Annotated in this window: 14 protein-coding genes; 4 read left to right on the top strand and 10 right to left on the bottom strand. The window is 41.9% G+C overall.

Going from position 1 to position 14,931, the window contains the following annotated elements; all coding sequences use genetic code 11:
• Window positions 1-15 precede the first annotated feature (15 nt).
• Genes ACFOZY_RS04850 through ACFOZY_RS04840 form a run of 3 tightly spaced genes read left to right on the top strand, consistent with a single transcriptional unit; the run spans window position 16 to window position 2,472 of the window.
• Window positions 16-648: a GNAT family N-acetyltransferase gene (locus tag ACFOZY_RS04850; RefSeq protein WP_378152869.1), complete on the top strand. Its 633-nt coding sequence runs from the start codon at window positions 16-18 to the stop codon at window positions 646-648.
• A gap of 16 nt (window positions 649-664) precedes the next feature.
• Entirely contained in the window at window positions 665-1,297 is a 633-nt protein-coding gene (locus tag ACFOZY_RS04845; protein WP_378152867.1) for an acetoin utilization AcuB family protein, read from the top strand.
• Window positions 1,294-2,472 carry an acetoin utilization protein AcuC gene (locus tag ACFOZY_RS04840; RefSeq protein WP_465251159.1) on the top strand — a complete coding sequence of 393 codons (1,179 nt, stop codon included), beginning with the start codon at window positions 1,294-1,296 and terminating at the stop codon, window positions 2,470-2,472. The genes ACFOZY_RS04845 and ACFOZY_RS04840 overlap by 4 nt, the downstream gene beginning before the upstream one ends.
• 27 nt (window positions 2,473-2,499) lie before the next feature.
• Here the strand turns inward: ACFOZY_RS04840 and ccpA are convergent, their stop codons facing one another.
• Entirely contained in the window at window positions 2,500-3,507 is a 1,008-nt protein-coding gene (gene ccpA, locus ACFOZY_RS04835; RefSeq protein ID WP_378152863.1) for a catabolite control protein A, read from the bottom strand.
• A gap of 94 nt (window positions 3,508-3,601) precedes the next feature.
• Complete coding sequence (locus tag ACFOZY_RS04830) at window positions 3,602-4,687, bottom strand: bifunctional 3-deoxy-7-phosphoheptulonate synthase/chorismate mutase (protein WP_378152861.1); 1,086 nt, start codon at window positions 4,685-4,687, stop codon at window positions 3,602-3,604.
• A 166-nt stretch (window positions 4,688-4,853) separates the two neighbouring features.
• Between ACFOZY_RS04830 and ACFOZY_RS04825 the strand changes: the two genes are divergently transcribed.
• The gene (locus ACFOZY_RS04825) at window positions 4,854-6,992 is read left to right on the top strand and encodes a cell division protein FtsA (protein ID WP_378152859.1); all 2,139 of its coding nucleotides are present in this window, start codon (window positions 4,854-4,856) and stop codon (window positions 6,990-6,992) included.
• A gap of 40 nt (window positions 6,993-7,032) precedes the next feature.
• On the opposite strand, the gene ACFOZY_RS04820 is transcribed toward ACFOZY_RS04825, so the two are convergent.
• From ACFOZY_RS04820 to ACFOZY_RS04785, 8 genes are all read right to left on the bottom strand, one after another.
• Window positions 7,033-7,722 carry a YtxH domain-containing protein gene (locus tag ACFOZY_RS04820; RefSeq protein WP_378152857.1) on the bottom strand — a complete coding sequence of 230 codons (690 nt, stop codon included), beginning with the start codon at window positions 7,720-7,722 and terminating at the stop codon, window positions 7,033-7,035.
• A gap of 24 nt (window positions 7,723-7,746) precedes the next feature.
• Window positions 7,747-8,238 carry a DUF948 domain-containing protein gene (locus tag ACFOZY_RS04815; protein WP_378152855.1) on the bottom strand — a complete coding sequence of 164 codons (492 nt, stop codon included), beginning with the start codon at window positions 8,236-8,238 and terminating at the stop codon, window positions 7,747-7,749.
• 135 nt (window positions 8,239-8,373) lie between these two features.
• Window positions 8,374-9,687 carry a UDP-N-acetylmuramate--L-alanine ligase gene (gene murC, locus ACFOZY_RS04810; RefSeq protein ID WP_378152853.1) on the bottom strand — a complete coding sequence of 438 codons (1,314 nt, stop codon included), beginning with the start codon at window positions 9,685-9,687 and terminating at the stop codon, window positions 8,374-8,376.
• Window positions 9,688-9,798: 111 nt separating this feature from the next.
• Window positions 9,799-12,132, bottom strand: a complete 2,334-nt coding sequence (locus ACFOZY_RS04805; RefSeq protein ID WP_378152851.1) for a DNA translocase FtsK — start codon at window positions 12,130-12,132, stop codon at window positions 9,799-9,801.
• Window positions 12,133-12,306: 174 nt separating this feature from the next.
• The gene (gene ytpR / locus ACFOZY_RS04800) at window positions 12,307-12,912 is read right to left on the bottom strand and encodes a YtpR family tRNA-binding protein (protein WP_378152849.1); all 606 of its coding nucleotides are present in this window, start codon (window positions 12,910-12,912) and stop codon (window positions 12,307-12,309) included.
• The gene (locus ACFOZY_RS04795; RefSeq protein WP_378152847.1) at window positions 12,909-13,724 is read right to left on the bottom strand and encodes a DUF1444 domain-containing protein; all 816 of its coding nucleotides are present in this window, start codon (window positions 13,722-13,724) and stop codon (window positions 12,909-12,911) included. The genes ytpR and ACFOZY_RS04795 overlap by 4 nt, the downstream gene beginning before the upstream one ends.
• A gap of 64 nt (window positions 13,725-13,788) precedes the next feature.
• Window positions 13,789-14,304, bottom strand: a complete 516-nt coding sequence (locus ACFOZY_RS04790) for a hypothetical protein (protein ID WP_378152845.1) — start codon at window positions 14,302-14,304, stop codon at window positions 13,789-13,791.
• Between the two features lie 75 nt (window positions 14,305-14,379).
• Complete coding sequence (locus ACFOZY_RS04785) at window positions 14,380-14,898, bottom strand: DUF84 family protein (protein ID WP_378152843.1); 519 nt, start codon at window positions 14,896-14,898, stop codon at window positions 14,380-14,382.
• Window positions 14,899-14,931 lie beyond the last annotated feature (33 nt).

Below are 14,931 nucleotides of genomic sequence, written 5' to 3'. Positions count from 1 at the left end.
TGGGCGGTGGAAGCTTTGGAATATAAGAAAACGTATAATGCCCTCGTATTGAACACAGTCCATGGCAATTTAGTCATTGAAGGACCCGTATCAGCAGAGGATTTATCTGGTTTACACTTCCACAAGGATCTTACGTCTTTTCGGCAACCCGATCAGCAGCATCGAGCTATAGTCGAAATTGCTGATCTTCCAGAAGGACGAATTCTTATTGCGAGAGATTTGGATACGATTGTCGGTTATGTTACCTTTTTATATCCAGATCCCCTTGAGCGTTGGTCCCAAGGAAAAATGGAGAATCTACTTGAACTTGGTGCAATTGAAGTCATACCGAAATACCGTGGTGCGGGGGTTGGGAAAAACCTTCTTCGGGTTTCCATGATGGATGACGCAATGGAAGATTATATTATTATCACAACAGAATATTACTGGCACTGGGACTTAAAAGGAACCAAATTGAACGTATGGGAATACCGGAAAGTTATGGAGAAAATGATGAATGCAGGAGGACTCGAATATTACGCAACAGATGATCCTGAAATTAGTTCACATCCCGCCAACTGCTTAATGGCTCGAATAGGGAAAAGAATCCATCAGGAATCAGTCCAACAATTCGACCAGCTCCGTTTTATGAATCGATATATGTATTAAGTAGGGGGTCTTTCCTTTGATCATTGATAATATCATGCATAAGGATTTACATACACTGTCACCAGATCATACGATACAGGATGCCATGAAAATGATGAAAGACTATCGGATCCGCCATATTCCGATTGTCGGTGAAAGTCGTGACTTAAAAGGAATCTTATCCGATCGGGACATCAAAGAAATTACACCTCAGACCAATGAAGGGAATCATTTTATGAACATCCCTTTAAAAGAAATAATGACACCTAATCCGATTACAGGCCACCCTCTCGATTTTGTAGAGGATGCAGCCATCATATTCTATGAACAAAAGATTGGGGCACTTCCAATTGTAAGAAACGGAAAGCTCTGTGGAATGATTACTGAAACCGATGTACTTTATAAATACATTGAATTGACCGGTGCAAATCGACCGAGCTCCCAGTTGGAACTTCGGGTCCCCGATGTTCCTGGAAGCTTATATGAAGTCTCAAAAATATTATTTAAACATAAAGTGAATGTGCTAAGCGTCCTCGTTTATCCCGATTATGAGCTTAACAACAAAATATTGGCGATCCGTATTAATACGATGAATCCGCTGCCAGTCATCGATACTTTGAAAGCAGAAGGGATTGATGTCTTATGGCCAGCAGATCCGAGAGCGAAATGAAAAATGCTTTATTTGTTTATTCGGAAGAACAGCTTGGCTATAAGTTTTCCGAATCTCATCCATTCAACCAAAAAAGACTCGTTTTGACGTCGGATTTGTTACGAAAGTCTGGTGTATTAGATGATTCTGATATTGTTCAGCCACGAATAGCGACTGATGAAGAACTGTTATTAGCCCATGATGCGCAATATATTGAAATGGTTAAAAAAGCAGGACGTGGGGAGCTTTCTAATCAATTAGCCGAAAACTACGGGCTGGCCACGGAAGATACACCAATGTTTCAAAACATGCATGAAGCCGCGGCTATGATCGTTGGTGGAACACTGACAGCAATCGACCTTGTCATGGAGGGAAAAGCACAGCATGCTCTCCATTTAGGTGGGGGGTTGCATCATGGCTTCAGTGGACGGGCTTCTGGCTTCTGCATTTATAACGATTCATCAGTAGCCATTAAATATCTTCAGCAAAAATATGGGGCACGCGTACTTTATATAGATACAGACGCCCATCATGGTGATGGTGTACAATGGAGTTTTTACGATGATCCGGATGTCTGTACGGTTTCTTTCCATGAAACAGGCAGATATTTATTCCCTGGAACCGGGAATGTAACGGAACGTGGAAATGGGCGTGGATACGGTTATTCATTCAACTTCCCTCTCGATGCATTTACGGAGGACGAATCATTCACTGAACTATATAAGACAGGTGTGACAGAAATAGCTGAGTTTTTTAAACCGGATATTATCTTGACTCAAAACGGTGCTGATGCCCATTATTTCGATCCGTTATCTCATTTGTACGGAACAATGGAAATTTATAAGGAAATACCTAAATTGGCACATGAACTAGCCCATTCCTATTGCAACGGAAAATGGGTAGCTGTCGGTGGCGGCGGGTATGATATTTGGCGTGTTGTACCAAGAGCATGGTCGAATATTTGGTTTACTATGAAAGACTTACCTTATCCGAGCGGCAACTTGTCCGAGAAGTGGGTTGAGCGGTGGAGCCCTGAATCGCCAGTTCCTCTTATACCCACATGGGAGGATCCGGTCCCCCTCTATGAACCCATTCCAAGAAAAGCTGAAATTATGGAAAAGAACGCACTCATTTTAGAAAAAGCCCTTTACATGATACGATCTGAAAAAAAGAGTAAAGAAAAAGAGATGTTCTAAGGCGATTCGCCTGTAGAACATCTCTTTTTATTTTGTCGACTGACGTTCTTCAATCCGGTGTGGAAGGACAACTGTCGTTTCATCAATTGTTTCTTTATTCATGAACTTTGTTAATAACCTCATGGAAACGGCCCCTATGTCATATAACGGCACTACCACTGATGAAAGCTGCGGTCTAACCATCCGTGCGAGCTTCGAATTTTCAAAGCTGATAATCTCGATATCATTTGGAATCGAAAAGTTTTCATCAAGCGCTCCATGGATTAGTCCGATCCCCAATTCATCATTTCCGGCGAAGATCGCAGTAGGCGGTTCAGTCAACGAAAGAAGTTGTTTTGAATTCTCCAGTCCGCTCTCATAGGAATCATCTGCCTCAATGATCAATTCGTCATCAATCGGCAAACCGGCTTCTGTAAGAGCCTTTTTATAACCTTCAAGTTTGAAGTGTCGGTTTATCGTTGAAGAAAAAGGACCTGAAACGAAAGCAATCCGTTTATGGCCGTTTGTGAGCAACGTTTGAACGGCTTCAAATGCAGCCTGTAAGTAATCGATATTTACAGAAGGAATTTTCTTCGTTTCGTCTACTGTCCCGGCGAGTACGACAGGCACCGACGAGCGTTGTAATGCAGTTGAAATTGCAGGCGTCAACGAGTCACTCATCATGACAATCCCATCTACCTGTTTTCCGTACATATTTTCAATGAGTTTCAATTCTTTCTCTTCACGTTGGTCAGAATTTGAAAGGATAATTGTATAGTTATACATTGTGGCAATATCCTCAATTCCCCTCGCAAGTTCCGCGTAAAAAATATTTGATATATCAGGTATGATTACCCCAACAGTCGTCGTTTTCTTGCTGGCTAACCCTCTTGCTACAGCATTTGGACGATACTCAAGTCTTTCAATTACGGCCATTACCTTTTTACGGGTGGCCGGCTTCACATTTGGATTTCCGTTAACTACGCGTGAAACGGTAGCCATCGATACATTGGCTTCCCTTGCAACATCGTAAATCGTTACCGTCACGTCACTCACTCCCTGTCTGCTTAACTATATTCTTTATCATACGATATTTTTCCCTTTAAAGAAAAGGAACATGCAAAAACCGGCCATTTCGGCCGGTCTTCCATTAGGCATGCACTTTATGGGTTTTCATGAATTCCAAGATTGCAGAGTAGAATTCATCGAATTGGTCCAAGTTCATCTGCTGTTGAGCATCGGAAAGTGCAACTGCAGGATCCGGATGAACTTCAGCCATCACACCATCTGCACCCACAGCTAAAGCAGCTTTAGCTGTAGGCAATAGAAGGTCACGTCGACCAGTAGAATGGGTTACATCGACTAAAACCGGTAAATGAGTCTCTTGTTTCAAAATCGGCACTGCCGAGATATCAAGCGTATTACGTGTTGCCTTTTCATACGTTCGAATTCCACGTTCGCAAAGGATGATTTGATCATTGCCTTGAGAAATGATATATTCTGCTGCATTGATTAGCTCATCAATCGTGGCTGCCAGACCCCGCTTTAATAATACAGGTTTTTTCACTGAGCCAGCAGCTTTCAACAATTCGAAGTTTTGCATGTTCCGAGCACCAATTTGAATGACATCGATATAGTCAAGTGCTTCTTCAATATGACCTGGTGTTACGATTTCAGTCACGACCCCTAAATTGAACTCATCACCAATGCGCTTTAGGATTTTTAACCCCTCAACCCCAAGGCCTTGGAAGTCATAAGGAGAAGTACGCGGTTTAAATGCACCACCACGGATGAGTTTCAATCCTTTTTGCTGAATGGCTTGAGCCACTTGAGCAACTTGTTCATAGGATTCTACTGCACATGGACCAAATACAAATGTCGGAGTTCCGTTACCGATCTTCTGGCCTTTTACTTCAACAATTGTATCTTCCGCTTTCTTCTTACGCGATACGAGTAAAGCTTTACGGTGATCGTCTTCTTGCAAGTTTAATGCAGTTTTAAAGATTTCCTTGAATATGTGATCAACCACAGATTGTGAAAGTGGTCCGTTATTATTTTCTCTTAATAGGTCGAGCATATGACGCTCACGAAGAGGATCATAACGGTTAACACCTTGTTTCTCCTTTATCTTCCCAATTTCTTGGATGACTTCTGCACGTTCATTAATCAGCTGAAGGATTTTAAGGTTCAACTCGTCAACCTGTGTCCGCAAGCTTTCTAAATCATGTTGTGTCATTGCCGTTTCCCCTCTCTTTATTATGCACCAATCCTTTCAGGTTCCCGAAAGTTATGATACATTTTTAGATATTGAACCTATTATAATCAAAAATGAAAGAAAAGTCACGAAATATTTTAGCGATTCAACTCGCTAAAGTGTTTACTATAGAAAAGAGGGACACAACATGTCTTCAAAACTATTTGCACTCGATATCGGAACTCGGTCGGTCGTCGGAATTATCCTCGATGATCGTGGTGATTCCTATCATGTAGAAGACTTAGTATCAGTGGAGCATAAAGATCGATCCATGCTCGATGGACAAATACATAATGTTCTTAGCGTTGCAGAAGTGATTACATCCATCAAAGAGGAGCTTGAAGCACGGCATGGAACTCTGCGCCGGGTAAGCGTAGCGGCAGCAGGGAGAGCCCTTAAAACGTCAAAAGCAATGGTTACATTCAATATTAGCAATAGAGCTCTTTTGACGGAAGAGGATATCAATCGACTTGAATTGGGCGCTGTGCAAAAAGCCCAGCAAGAATTACTCAAAAAAGAATTAGAGCAACGCAATACTTATTATTATTGTGTCGGTTATTCCGTTTTGTATTACAAACTGGATAACGAAATAATCGGAAGTTTAGTCGATCAATCAGGAAATGAGGCTTCTGCTGAAGTTATTGCCACATTCCTTCCACGTGTGGTCGTGGAATCACTTCTTTCCGCTTTAAAACGCTCCGGTTTGGAAATGGAAGCTTTAACTTTAGAGCCGATTGCAGCGATAAATGTCTTGATTCCTCCATCGATGAGAAGGCTGAACGTAGCCCTTGTGGATATTGGGGCAGGAACATCCGACATAGCTATTACCGATCAAAATACAGTCGTTGCCTACGGAATGGTGCCAACAGCTGGTGATGAAATTACAGAAGCCTTGAGTGATCATTTCCTGTTGGATTTTCCGATTGCGGAAAGTGTAAAAAGAAAGATCAACTCGGAAGAAATCATACATATTGCAGATATTTTAGGTTTTGAACGCGAAGTTCCACAGTCGGAGGCAGTTAGCGCCATTAGACCTGCCGTTCAAAACTTGGCTACTTCCATATCCAGTGAAATTCTTGCACTTAATAATGGGAAGTCCCCTATGGCCGTCATGCTTGTCGGAGGCGGCAGCTTAACACCTGAGTTATCTAAAGAATTGAGCATTCAATTAGGACTCCCGGAAAACAGAGTTGCGACCAGAGGGTTGGATGCCATTCAAAATCTGACGAAAGAGGATCAGATTCCATCCTCGCCGGAACTTGTGACGCCAATCGGGATTGCTATAGCAGCTAAACGTGCTCCGATCCATTACATGAGTGTAACCGTAAATGACAAACTCATTCGTTTGTTTGAGTTAAAAGACTTGACGGTTGCTGATGCTCTACTTGCAGCGAATGTCAAAGCGAAACAATTATACGGCAAACCTGGGCTGGCCATGAGCATTACTATTAATGGGAATCCTAAACTGTTTCCTGGTGAACATGGAACACCCGCAGAGATTTTTTTGAACGGCGAGCCTGCCAGCACGAAATCGATCATACATGATGGAGATATCCTTACGTTAATTGAAGGAAAAGACGGTAAGGATGCTAAAGTGTACGTAAAGGATATTGTTCAAGCATCTTCCTTTATGTCTGTCTATGTACTTGGTGAAAAAGTGGAGATCGCTCCTATTGTGTCGGTCAATGGAGAGATAGCTAATATGGATTTCAAGCTATCAGACCGTGACTCTCTCGATTACCAGGCTGCAAATACGGTTGCCGATATTTTGGCTGCGTCTGGAAAGGATGCCATTTGGGAAACAATGAAGCCTTTTTCCATAAGCTTTAATGGGAAGTCCATTACATTACCTGAATATGCCCCAAACTTATTACTGAATGATCAAAATACGGATGGAAAAGCAGTCGTCATTGACGGCGATTGTTTGGTCTACGAAAAACCTGCAGATCCAACTGTAAAAGATATTTGTGAAAAGATGAACATGAAATTGTCTGAGCTGATTACTGTTACTTTCCAAGGTGAACCACTCAAGCTTAAACGAACGATTTGTGAAGTATTCTTAAATGGCCATCCATCAGAGGAACATGACCGTGTTCGGAGTGGAGATCTTCTAAACGTCTCCCCTACAGAAACGGATCCTCTCCTATTTCAAGATATTTTCCGTTTTACGGATTGGACCTTGCCAACCACTATTTCGGGATCTTTCAAGCTCTTACGAAACGGCGAGGAAACCGGTTTCCAATCCCCGATCTTCGGTGGAGATCAGTTAGAAATCGTATTTGAATAAATGGAAGAAAAAAAGATGCAACCCCATGGGCTGCATCTTTTTACAATTGAGATTTTTTGTCGCTATCATTCACTTTTGAAATATAATTTTGGTTTGTTGTTTTGTTGTCGCCAAAATTTTCGCTGTTGTCGTAGCTATCAGCACTGGCGTCATTTTCACTCGTATTCTTTTCGTTTGAATCTGTACTTTTTTCATCCACTGCTTCTTTAAATGCCTCTGCAGTTGAAGTTGCTACATCACCAGCATCTTTAATCACTTCATCAACTGTATGGGAAACCGTATCCATAAACTCCATCGGCTCTTCTCCCTCGTAGGATGCAGTTCCATCATCCATAGGGTGAGTCGCTTTAGTTTTATACGATTTTACTTTGTCCACTAATTGACCAGATTGTTCTTGAAGTGTTTTAGAAAGTTCTTTCGTTTTATCCTTGGCAGTAGATGAGAACTCTACGCTCTTATCTTTTAAAGTTGCCGCCTGGGACGTAACATTTTCCCGCATTTCTTTTCCAGTTTTCGGAGTAAGCAGCATAGCAGTAGCTGCACCGATTACAGCCCCTACGATCGCTCCAGCGATGAATCCACCACTGCCCTCTGATTCCTCACGGTAAAAAGAATCAGTTCGGGAATAAGGATTTTCATATGGAGCTGGATAAGCATGTGAATTCGGATAGCCATTTTCATAATTGCCAAATTCTTGGCCGTATTGGTTATAGGATTTGTTTTCGCTCATGTTATTTCCTCCTCGATTCTTTTCTTAATGATAAGGTTGGTGATCCGGCTCAGGGAGTTTTTTTTGCCCTGGCACCGGCTGATAGCCTGCAGAAGTATATCCTTGGCTCTTTCTTTCTTTCCATTTATCGAAGATTCCCATTGCTACATTGCTCCATTGAACGATTTGAGCAATTTTATCTTCGTTTTTTTCAGCTTCCACGACAACTGATGATGTGATTCTCCGGACTGAAGAGTTCAAGCCGTTGACTGATTCTCCAACCCCTTTGACCGCGTCGACTACAGAATTCAATTTTTCAGATTTGTTCTGTAAATCGGCTGCAAGATTATTTGTTTTCATCAACAGTTCTGTCGTTTCCCTCGTTACACCTTGCAACTGGCCTTCTAAACCATCCATTGTTTCAGAAACGCTTTTTAATGTTGTTTTCAGTGAAGTCAGTGTGACTGCCAAACTGATACATAGAATTAAGAAGCCAATTGCAGCAACAATGGCCGCTATGTACAGTAGTACTTCCATGTTGAATTCCTCCTTCTATACAGTAACGTATTTCATTTGTACCCTTTAGGGAGTGAAATAAAACGCCTATCAATAGGTATTCTCCATATTCGCAAATTTATCCTGCCAAATGAAAGAAACAGTTCAACCATTCGGTCAAACTGTTTCGTTTTTTGTCACGATTTGTTCAAACGATTGCTGGAATTTTTGAACATCACCAGCACCCATAAACAGGTAAACCGCATCGCCATGAACTAAAAGTTCCTCAATTCCTTCTGTCGTCAATAACTTACTGCCTTCAATTTTACTGATGAGATCTTCAATCGATAACATGCCTGATTGCTCTCTGGCAGAGCCAAAGATTTCGCATAGATATACTTGATCGGCCCCCATTAAACTATCAGCGAATTCCTGAAGAAACGCTTTCGTCCTCGTAAACGTATGAGGCTGGAAAATCGCGACAATTTCGCGATCAGGGTATTTCTGCCTTGCTGACTGGATGGTCGCTTTAATCTCAGTCGGGTGATGAGCGTAGTCATCAATTAGTGTACGTCCACCAATTTGTGAAACAGTAAATCTACGTTTCACTCCCGTGAATGTTTGCAACTGTTGCTCAATCAATTCAGCCGAAATCCCTTCATAATGACATAGAGAAATGACAGCTAAAGAATTCAATACAGCATGATCTCCGTAAAGTGGAATACTAAAGGAATGATAGAACTCATTTCTCACAAACACATCAAAGGAAGTCCCCGAAGTTGTTTTTTCAATGTTGCGCGCAGCAAAATCGTTTTCAGGACCGAACCCGTAAAATACGACTGGTACATTTGCTTGAAGCTTTGGCAACCGTTCATCATCACCATAAGCGATAATCGCTTTTTTCACCTGTAGCGCCATCGATTGAAACGCTTCAAAAACGTCATTTACATCAGCAAAATAATCCGGATGATCGAAATCGATGTTTGTCATGATTGCATAATCGGGATGATAAGCAAGAAAATGTCGCCGGTATTCACAAGCTTCAAAGACAAAGATTTCCGACTCCTTTTCACCACTGCCCGTGCCATCCCCTATTAAATAGGATGTCGGCTTATAACCGCTTAGCACATGGGACATCAAACCTGTTGTAGATGTTTTACCGTGCGAACCAGTAATGGCAATTGAAGTGAAACGGTTCATATACTCGCCTAAAAATACATGATAGCGAATAACTTCCACACCGATTTCGTTTGCTCTGACAATTTCGGGATGAGAGTCTGGAAATGCATTTCCAGCTATTAAAGTCATACCTGGTTGTATGTTTTCCGGATCGAAAGGAAGTATAGGTATGCCCCTCTCGATTAATGGGTTTTCAGTAAAGAAATATTTATCGATATCGGACCCTTGCACTGTCTCACCAGAATCATGGAGGATTTGTGCAAGTGAGCTCATTCCTGAGCCTTTAATGCCTGTAAAATGAAATACTGTCATAAAATTTGAACCTCCCGGGAATAAATCCATTCCCTTTCTAAACTTTGACTTATCCTTACCCTAATATGAGGGCAACTATTCCTTGGCTTATGACAATCAAATGATTTCAGTTCAACCATCCAAAATGCCGCTAAGCTCTGGTTCAGTCAAGTATACTTCCCTTGGCTTACTGCCATTCTGCTCGGAAATAAAACCGTTCTCTTCTAATTGATCAATCAATCGTGCGGCACGGTTATATCCTATATGAAATTTCCTCTGTAACAACGAGGTAGAGGCATTTCCGCTCTCAACAATGAAACGGCATGCTTCTTCAAATAGCTCATCTTTTTCTTCTATACTGTCACTTCGTTTAATCAATTCTTCCTGTTGGAAGAAATAATCCGGCTCAGCTTGTTCTCGCACATGAGCGACTACACGTTCAATTTCGTCATCGGACACGTAAGTACCTTGTAGTCGTGCAGGAGCCGACATGCCATTACCCAAGTAAAGCATATCACCTTTTCCTAATAGCCTTTCCGCTCCCACAATATCAATAATCGTTCTTGAATCAATTTGAGAAGAAACAGAAAATGCGATTCGAGTAGGAATATTTGCTTTAATCAGTCCTGTGATGACATCGACTGATGGTCTTTGCGTAGCAATGATTAAGTGTATTCCACATGCTCTCGCTTTTTGCGCGATGCGGCTGATGGATTCCTCCACTTCTGCAGGAGCCATCATCATGAGGTCTGCTAATTCATCAATGACGATTAAAATATATGGTAATTTAAGAGCATATTGTCCCTTGTCAATCGCCATCGAATTGTAGCGGGATATATCCCTCACTCCAGTATGAGCGAATAACTGATAGCGTCTTTCCATCTCTTCCACAGCCCATTTCAAAGCGGCATTCGCTGCCTTGACATCCGTTATGACGGGACTGATTAAATGTGGTATGTGGTTGTATGGCGCCAATTCGACCACCTTAGGGTCGATCAATAAAAGACGTAAATCCTCAGGTGCAGACTTATAAAGTAAACTAACCAATATGGAGTTGATGCTGACCGACTTACCGGAACCAGTAGCGCCTGCAATTAGTCCATGGGGCATTTTGCGAAGATCGATTGTCGCAGGTTTACCCGTTAAGTCTAACCCAAGTACTGCCTCCAATGGAGATTCTGAATTTTTGAATTCAGGACTTCCTATAATTTCCGAGATTCTGACAGGCCTTGCTACACGGTTTGGAATCTCAATCCCAATGGAGCTTTTTCCGGGAATCGGCGCTTGGATTCTTATATCTTTTGCGGCAAGAGCCAATTTTAAATCGTCAGTCAAATTCCGTATTTTACTGACTTTCGTTCCGTGTCCGACCGTTAGTTCAAACTGGGTAACAGATGGACCCTGCATGATATGAATGACTTTACCCTTCACCTGGAAGTAAGATAGCGCCTCTTCCAATTTCGCTGCTTGGGATGCCATCCACTCACGGTCTTCCAATTTCCTCTCAGGTGGTAGTAAATATTCGAGAGACGGAAACATATACGATTCATTCGATTTTGTATTATACGCTGGAATAGCTTGTTCTGATTTTTCGTTCTTTACTGCCGGTTTTTCTACACTTGGCAACGTAGCACGTTCCATTTTTTTGCGGTCTGATTTTAGCATGAGAACATTAAAAGGTGTCGTCCGACTGCTCTTTTTTTCTTCCCTTTCCACCGCTTGACCGCTTGAAGGTGGTTCAAGTTGTGCTGGTTGTTCTACTTGTTCTACTTGTTCTGTTATGACTGGTTGTTCTGCTTGTTCTATTTGTACATCTTCTAATTCGCGTTCATTTTCAATATTCTTTGATTCAATCTGTGTTTCGCTTGTTAACTGTTGATGGTAAAACGGACTATCTTCTATCGTTTCTTCCACGGATACATCAGAAGTCTGTATTGCAGCAGCAGCGACCTCTTCAGCGAAAGTCACTACTTCAGTTTCAAAACGCTCAAGATCGTTTGTGATTTCTTCAACAGAAGGTTCCGTCCATTCGTCCTTCTTTTGTTTCTGAGTGTACCCGTATACCGGTGATGCGAATTTCGACGGAGTATATCTTCGGTTAGTGGAAGTCACTTCTTGCTCGGTCTTTATTGGCTCACTTATTATTTCTTTGGGAGAATCGACTTTCGGTCTACTTTGACGATTTCCTGTCGCTGTGTGGACGACTGTGTTTTCCCTATCTCTTCTCCATTTTTCATGCATGTAAAGCGGTTGTACATCTTCTTCTATTTCACGATTACTCGTAGTTTGTGGAACTTCTCCATTTAAAATGCGAGTTCGTTCCTCATCTGATATTAGAGGGAAACGGAATTTTGGTTTCGTATGTAAAGGCTCTGATTCTTCAGCATCATTTGTCCATTCATCTAACGGCTCGACTTCTATGTCCTCTTGACTGAAGAAACGCTGCCATTTTTTGAATATCTTCAACTTCTATCACTCTTTTCATATGAATCAATTCATTTTATCAGTTTAAAAGAGGTGAATCAAACTACTTCTGTACCATTTATAGCGAGTTTAATAGTTTCGTTGAGGTTAAAAGGATATTATTGGAAGGAAATAAAAAAAGCATACCTGAAAAGGCATGCTTCTCTATTGTAGGTCTTAAAACAAATAAGGAGATCCTGCTTCTGCAATATCGTCCAATACTAAAATCCCTTTTTCTTGTGGAGCATCCGGGAGATTCAACTCTTTTGCGGAGCAAATCATGCCACTGGATGGTACTCCACGAAGCTCAGCGTCACGGATGATCATCCCAGAAGGCATGACTGCCCCAACCTTGGCTACCACCACTTTCTGGCCAGCTTCAACATTCGGTGCACCACAGACAATCTGGAGTTTGCTGTCGCCTATATCCACAACACATACGCTGAGTTTGTCAGCATTTGGATGAGATTCCTTCGAAAGGACATGACCGACAACGAATTTAGGTGATAGGTCAACATCGAGCACGATGTCCACGCCATTTTCCTTTAAAGCGCTATTCAATTGTTCGACAATGTCCGAGTTCAAATTGACTTGTCCATGATCAGAGACCGCAAAATACTTACTGCAATTGAATAAGTTTATGGCCACCAAATCATTATTTTCAGAGTTACGAATCAAGGTGACGTCGCCACTACTTTCAGATACAACCTTGTCAGACCGTTCAGCTGTCAATTGAACTAACAGGACATCTCCTACACCGCTAATGTTGTAAAAAATATTCATTGCTCATCTTTCTCCTTTTTCACACGGTTTTTAGCTAATATGAAAATCGGTTCAAGTTTGCCGTCTTCATATATAAATGATAACGAAGTAACGGGCACTAATCCTACTGTGAAGAAATGCATGGTCATTTGAGCGAGAACATCATAGCCTGTCTCATTCCGGATATCCCCAATGATCAAAACATCCTGATGTGGCACGGACACTGTCATGTCGCCTTCAATTTGTCCATACATGTCTTTTAGGAACTGATCATTCAAAATCCGGCTTGCATCATATCCATCATTAGAATTTACGAAATAGAAATAGTTACCTGAGACTTCGTCTTTTTTCACTTCTGTAGGCAAATTCCGAACGGAGAAACGTGCCATTTCTCGGACGGACGCTTCTGTTACATGCAATTCCTCTAACATACTCTGATCCACCAGGCGGTACGTTGAACCCATATCTAAAGCGTAAAATATTCTCGTTTCAGCCGTATGGTCGGTAACTACAAAGTCATGTCCTTCTTTTGACTGCAAAGGAAAGGAGGTGGATCGGATGACCGGGTAAATAATGGAACTTCCGCCGAAACCTTCCGTCATTTCCTTCTCCATCGCCTTGAAGGTTTCAGATACGGTATATACCACTTCATCTATTGCCTTTTCTTTAACCGTTTCATATTTGGCAATGATCGGCGGCAAAGAAATATCGATCCCTTTTCTCAATTCCTTATGTTCTAACCGTAAACTATCGTTTTTTTTATCGAATCGAAAAGTGAAACGTCCAGCAGGCAGACGGTCCTTCAGTTGTTCAACAAGTTGTTCCGATTTCACCCTGCCACACCCTTTCTGCAAAATAAAAGGTCCACTCTAAAAGGGTGAACCATTCTTAACATTCTTATGGTTTGCTTATACGTACAGAGTTTACGACTTTCATCATCGTTTCTATATGGTCTTCTACATGATCTTCTTCAGCTAATGTAGACATTTTGATTCCACCAGAGCTGTTGATAATCTCCATAACATTCTCTGCATTTTGAACAACAGCTACAAAACCGAAACGGTCGTTTTCTTCAAATGTTTTCTCATATAGGACTTCGTTACTTTGAGCTTTCAACATGTCGTAATACAATCGACTATCCTGTTTTTCATTCGGATTAACAAATAGAACAAACGTTTCTCCCCGATTGGTCAGAATAATATTTTGTGCATCCGATTCTTCTGAAAGCGCGAAGTTTGAAGGCTTGAAGAATTGAACGTTCTCTATTTTTTCGTTCGCTTCCACCGATTCGCTAAAAAAGACCTCCTCCGCCTTTTCCATCCCTTCCGCTGCCCTTTCCTCCAAAGTGGAGCAGGCACTTAGAAATAGGAAAATGGCTGCGACAAGGACTAGTTTTGTCCATGTGCGGATCATCTCATAGTTCCCCCAGTCTTTATTTCGCTATGAATTATTTTAATCATGTTTCGTGTGAGTTGCAACCGAAGGGACTTAGTTCGTCCTCTTGGAGTATAGATATTGTCCGACAACAAGAAGTATGACATGTTCGAACATCGTTTTCCGATTGATGAGTCCGTTTGTAAATACGCCAACGGCACCATCGTGCGAACGGATATCCTTTCGGTTCGTATAGTCATCCATGACCGGTCCAAGTTCCCGTCCGTTCCGTACTTCAGCTGCCACTTCCTCAGGAAGTAGAATCTGGGCACCTGCCGCCGTGTAAATTTCCCCATTCGCTAACGCCATAGCTCCCCAGTTGCAGACAAAGAGTTCGCCATCGATTTCACTCACGCCACCCTCCAAACCAAATGCAGCATCTGCACCCGATTCCTTTATAGCATTTAACGCACGGTTAATCGCACCCGTTCGTGTTTCCTTATCGGAGAGAGGCTGGTCGGATACTCCGGATGGAACGGCTCGTAACTCGAATTCTGCATCGATGAATTGTTGAACAACTGATATGACAGCTTCTGTCTTTGCTTTATTTTTACTTCCAATTGCAATTCTCATCCTACTACCTCCATCTTAGAGAAAGAAATACAA

The organism is Chungangia koreensis (assembly GCF_042651785.1).
GTDB lineage: Bacteria > Bacillota > Bacilli > Bacillales_A > Planococcaceae > Chungangia > Chungangia koreensis.
The sequence above is the reverse complement of the archived record's forward strand: the minus strand, read 5'-3'. Positions and strand labels throughout refer to the sequence as shown.

Bases quoted from the DNA above. Each gene is read 5' to 3' on its own strand.
- murC (WP_378152853.1), bottom strand. From the start codon at position 9,687: ATGACAGTATTTCATTTTACAGGCATTAAAGGCTCAGGAATGAGCTCA.
- ACFOZY_RS04830 (WP_378152861.1), bottom strand. From the start codon at position 4,687: ATGACACAACATGATTTAGAAAGCTTGCGGACACAGGTTGACGAGTTG.
- ACFOZY_RS04785 (WP_378152843.1), bottom strand. From the start codon at position 14,898: ATGAGAATTGCAATTGGAAGTAAAAATAAAGCAAAGACAGAAGCTGTC.
- ytpR (WP_378152849.1), bottom strand. From the start codon at position 12,912: ATGAATATTTTTTACAACATTAGCGGTGTAGGAGATGTCCTGTTAGTT.
- ACFOZY_RS04820 (WP_378152857.1), bottom strand. From the start codon at position 7,722: ATGAGCGAAAACAAATCCTATAACCAATACGGCCAAGAATTTGGCAAT.
- ACFOZY_RS04825 (WP_378152859.1), top strand. From the start codon at position 4,854: ATGTCTTCAAAACTATTTGCACTCGATATCGGAACTCGGTCGGTCGTC.
- ACFOZY_RS04840 (WP_465251159.1), top strand. From the start codon at position 1,294: ATGAAAAATGCTTTATTTGTTTATTCGGAAGAACAGCTTGGCTATAAG.
- ACFOZY_RS04815 (WP_378152855.1), bottom strand. From the start codon at position 8,238: ATGGAAGTACTACTGTACATAGCGGCCATTGTTGCTGCAATTGGCTTC.
- ACFOZY_RS04790 (WP_378152845.1), bottom strand. From the start codon at position 14,304: ATGATCCGCACATGGACAAAACTAGTCCTTGTCGCAGCCATTTTCCTA.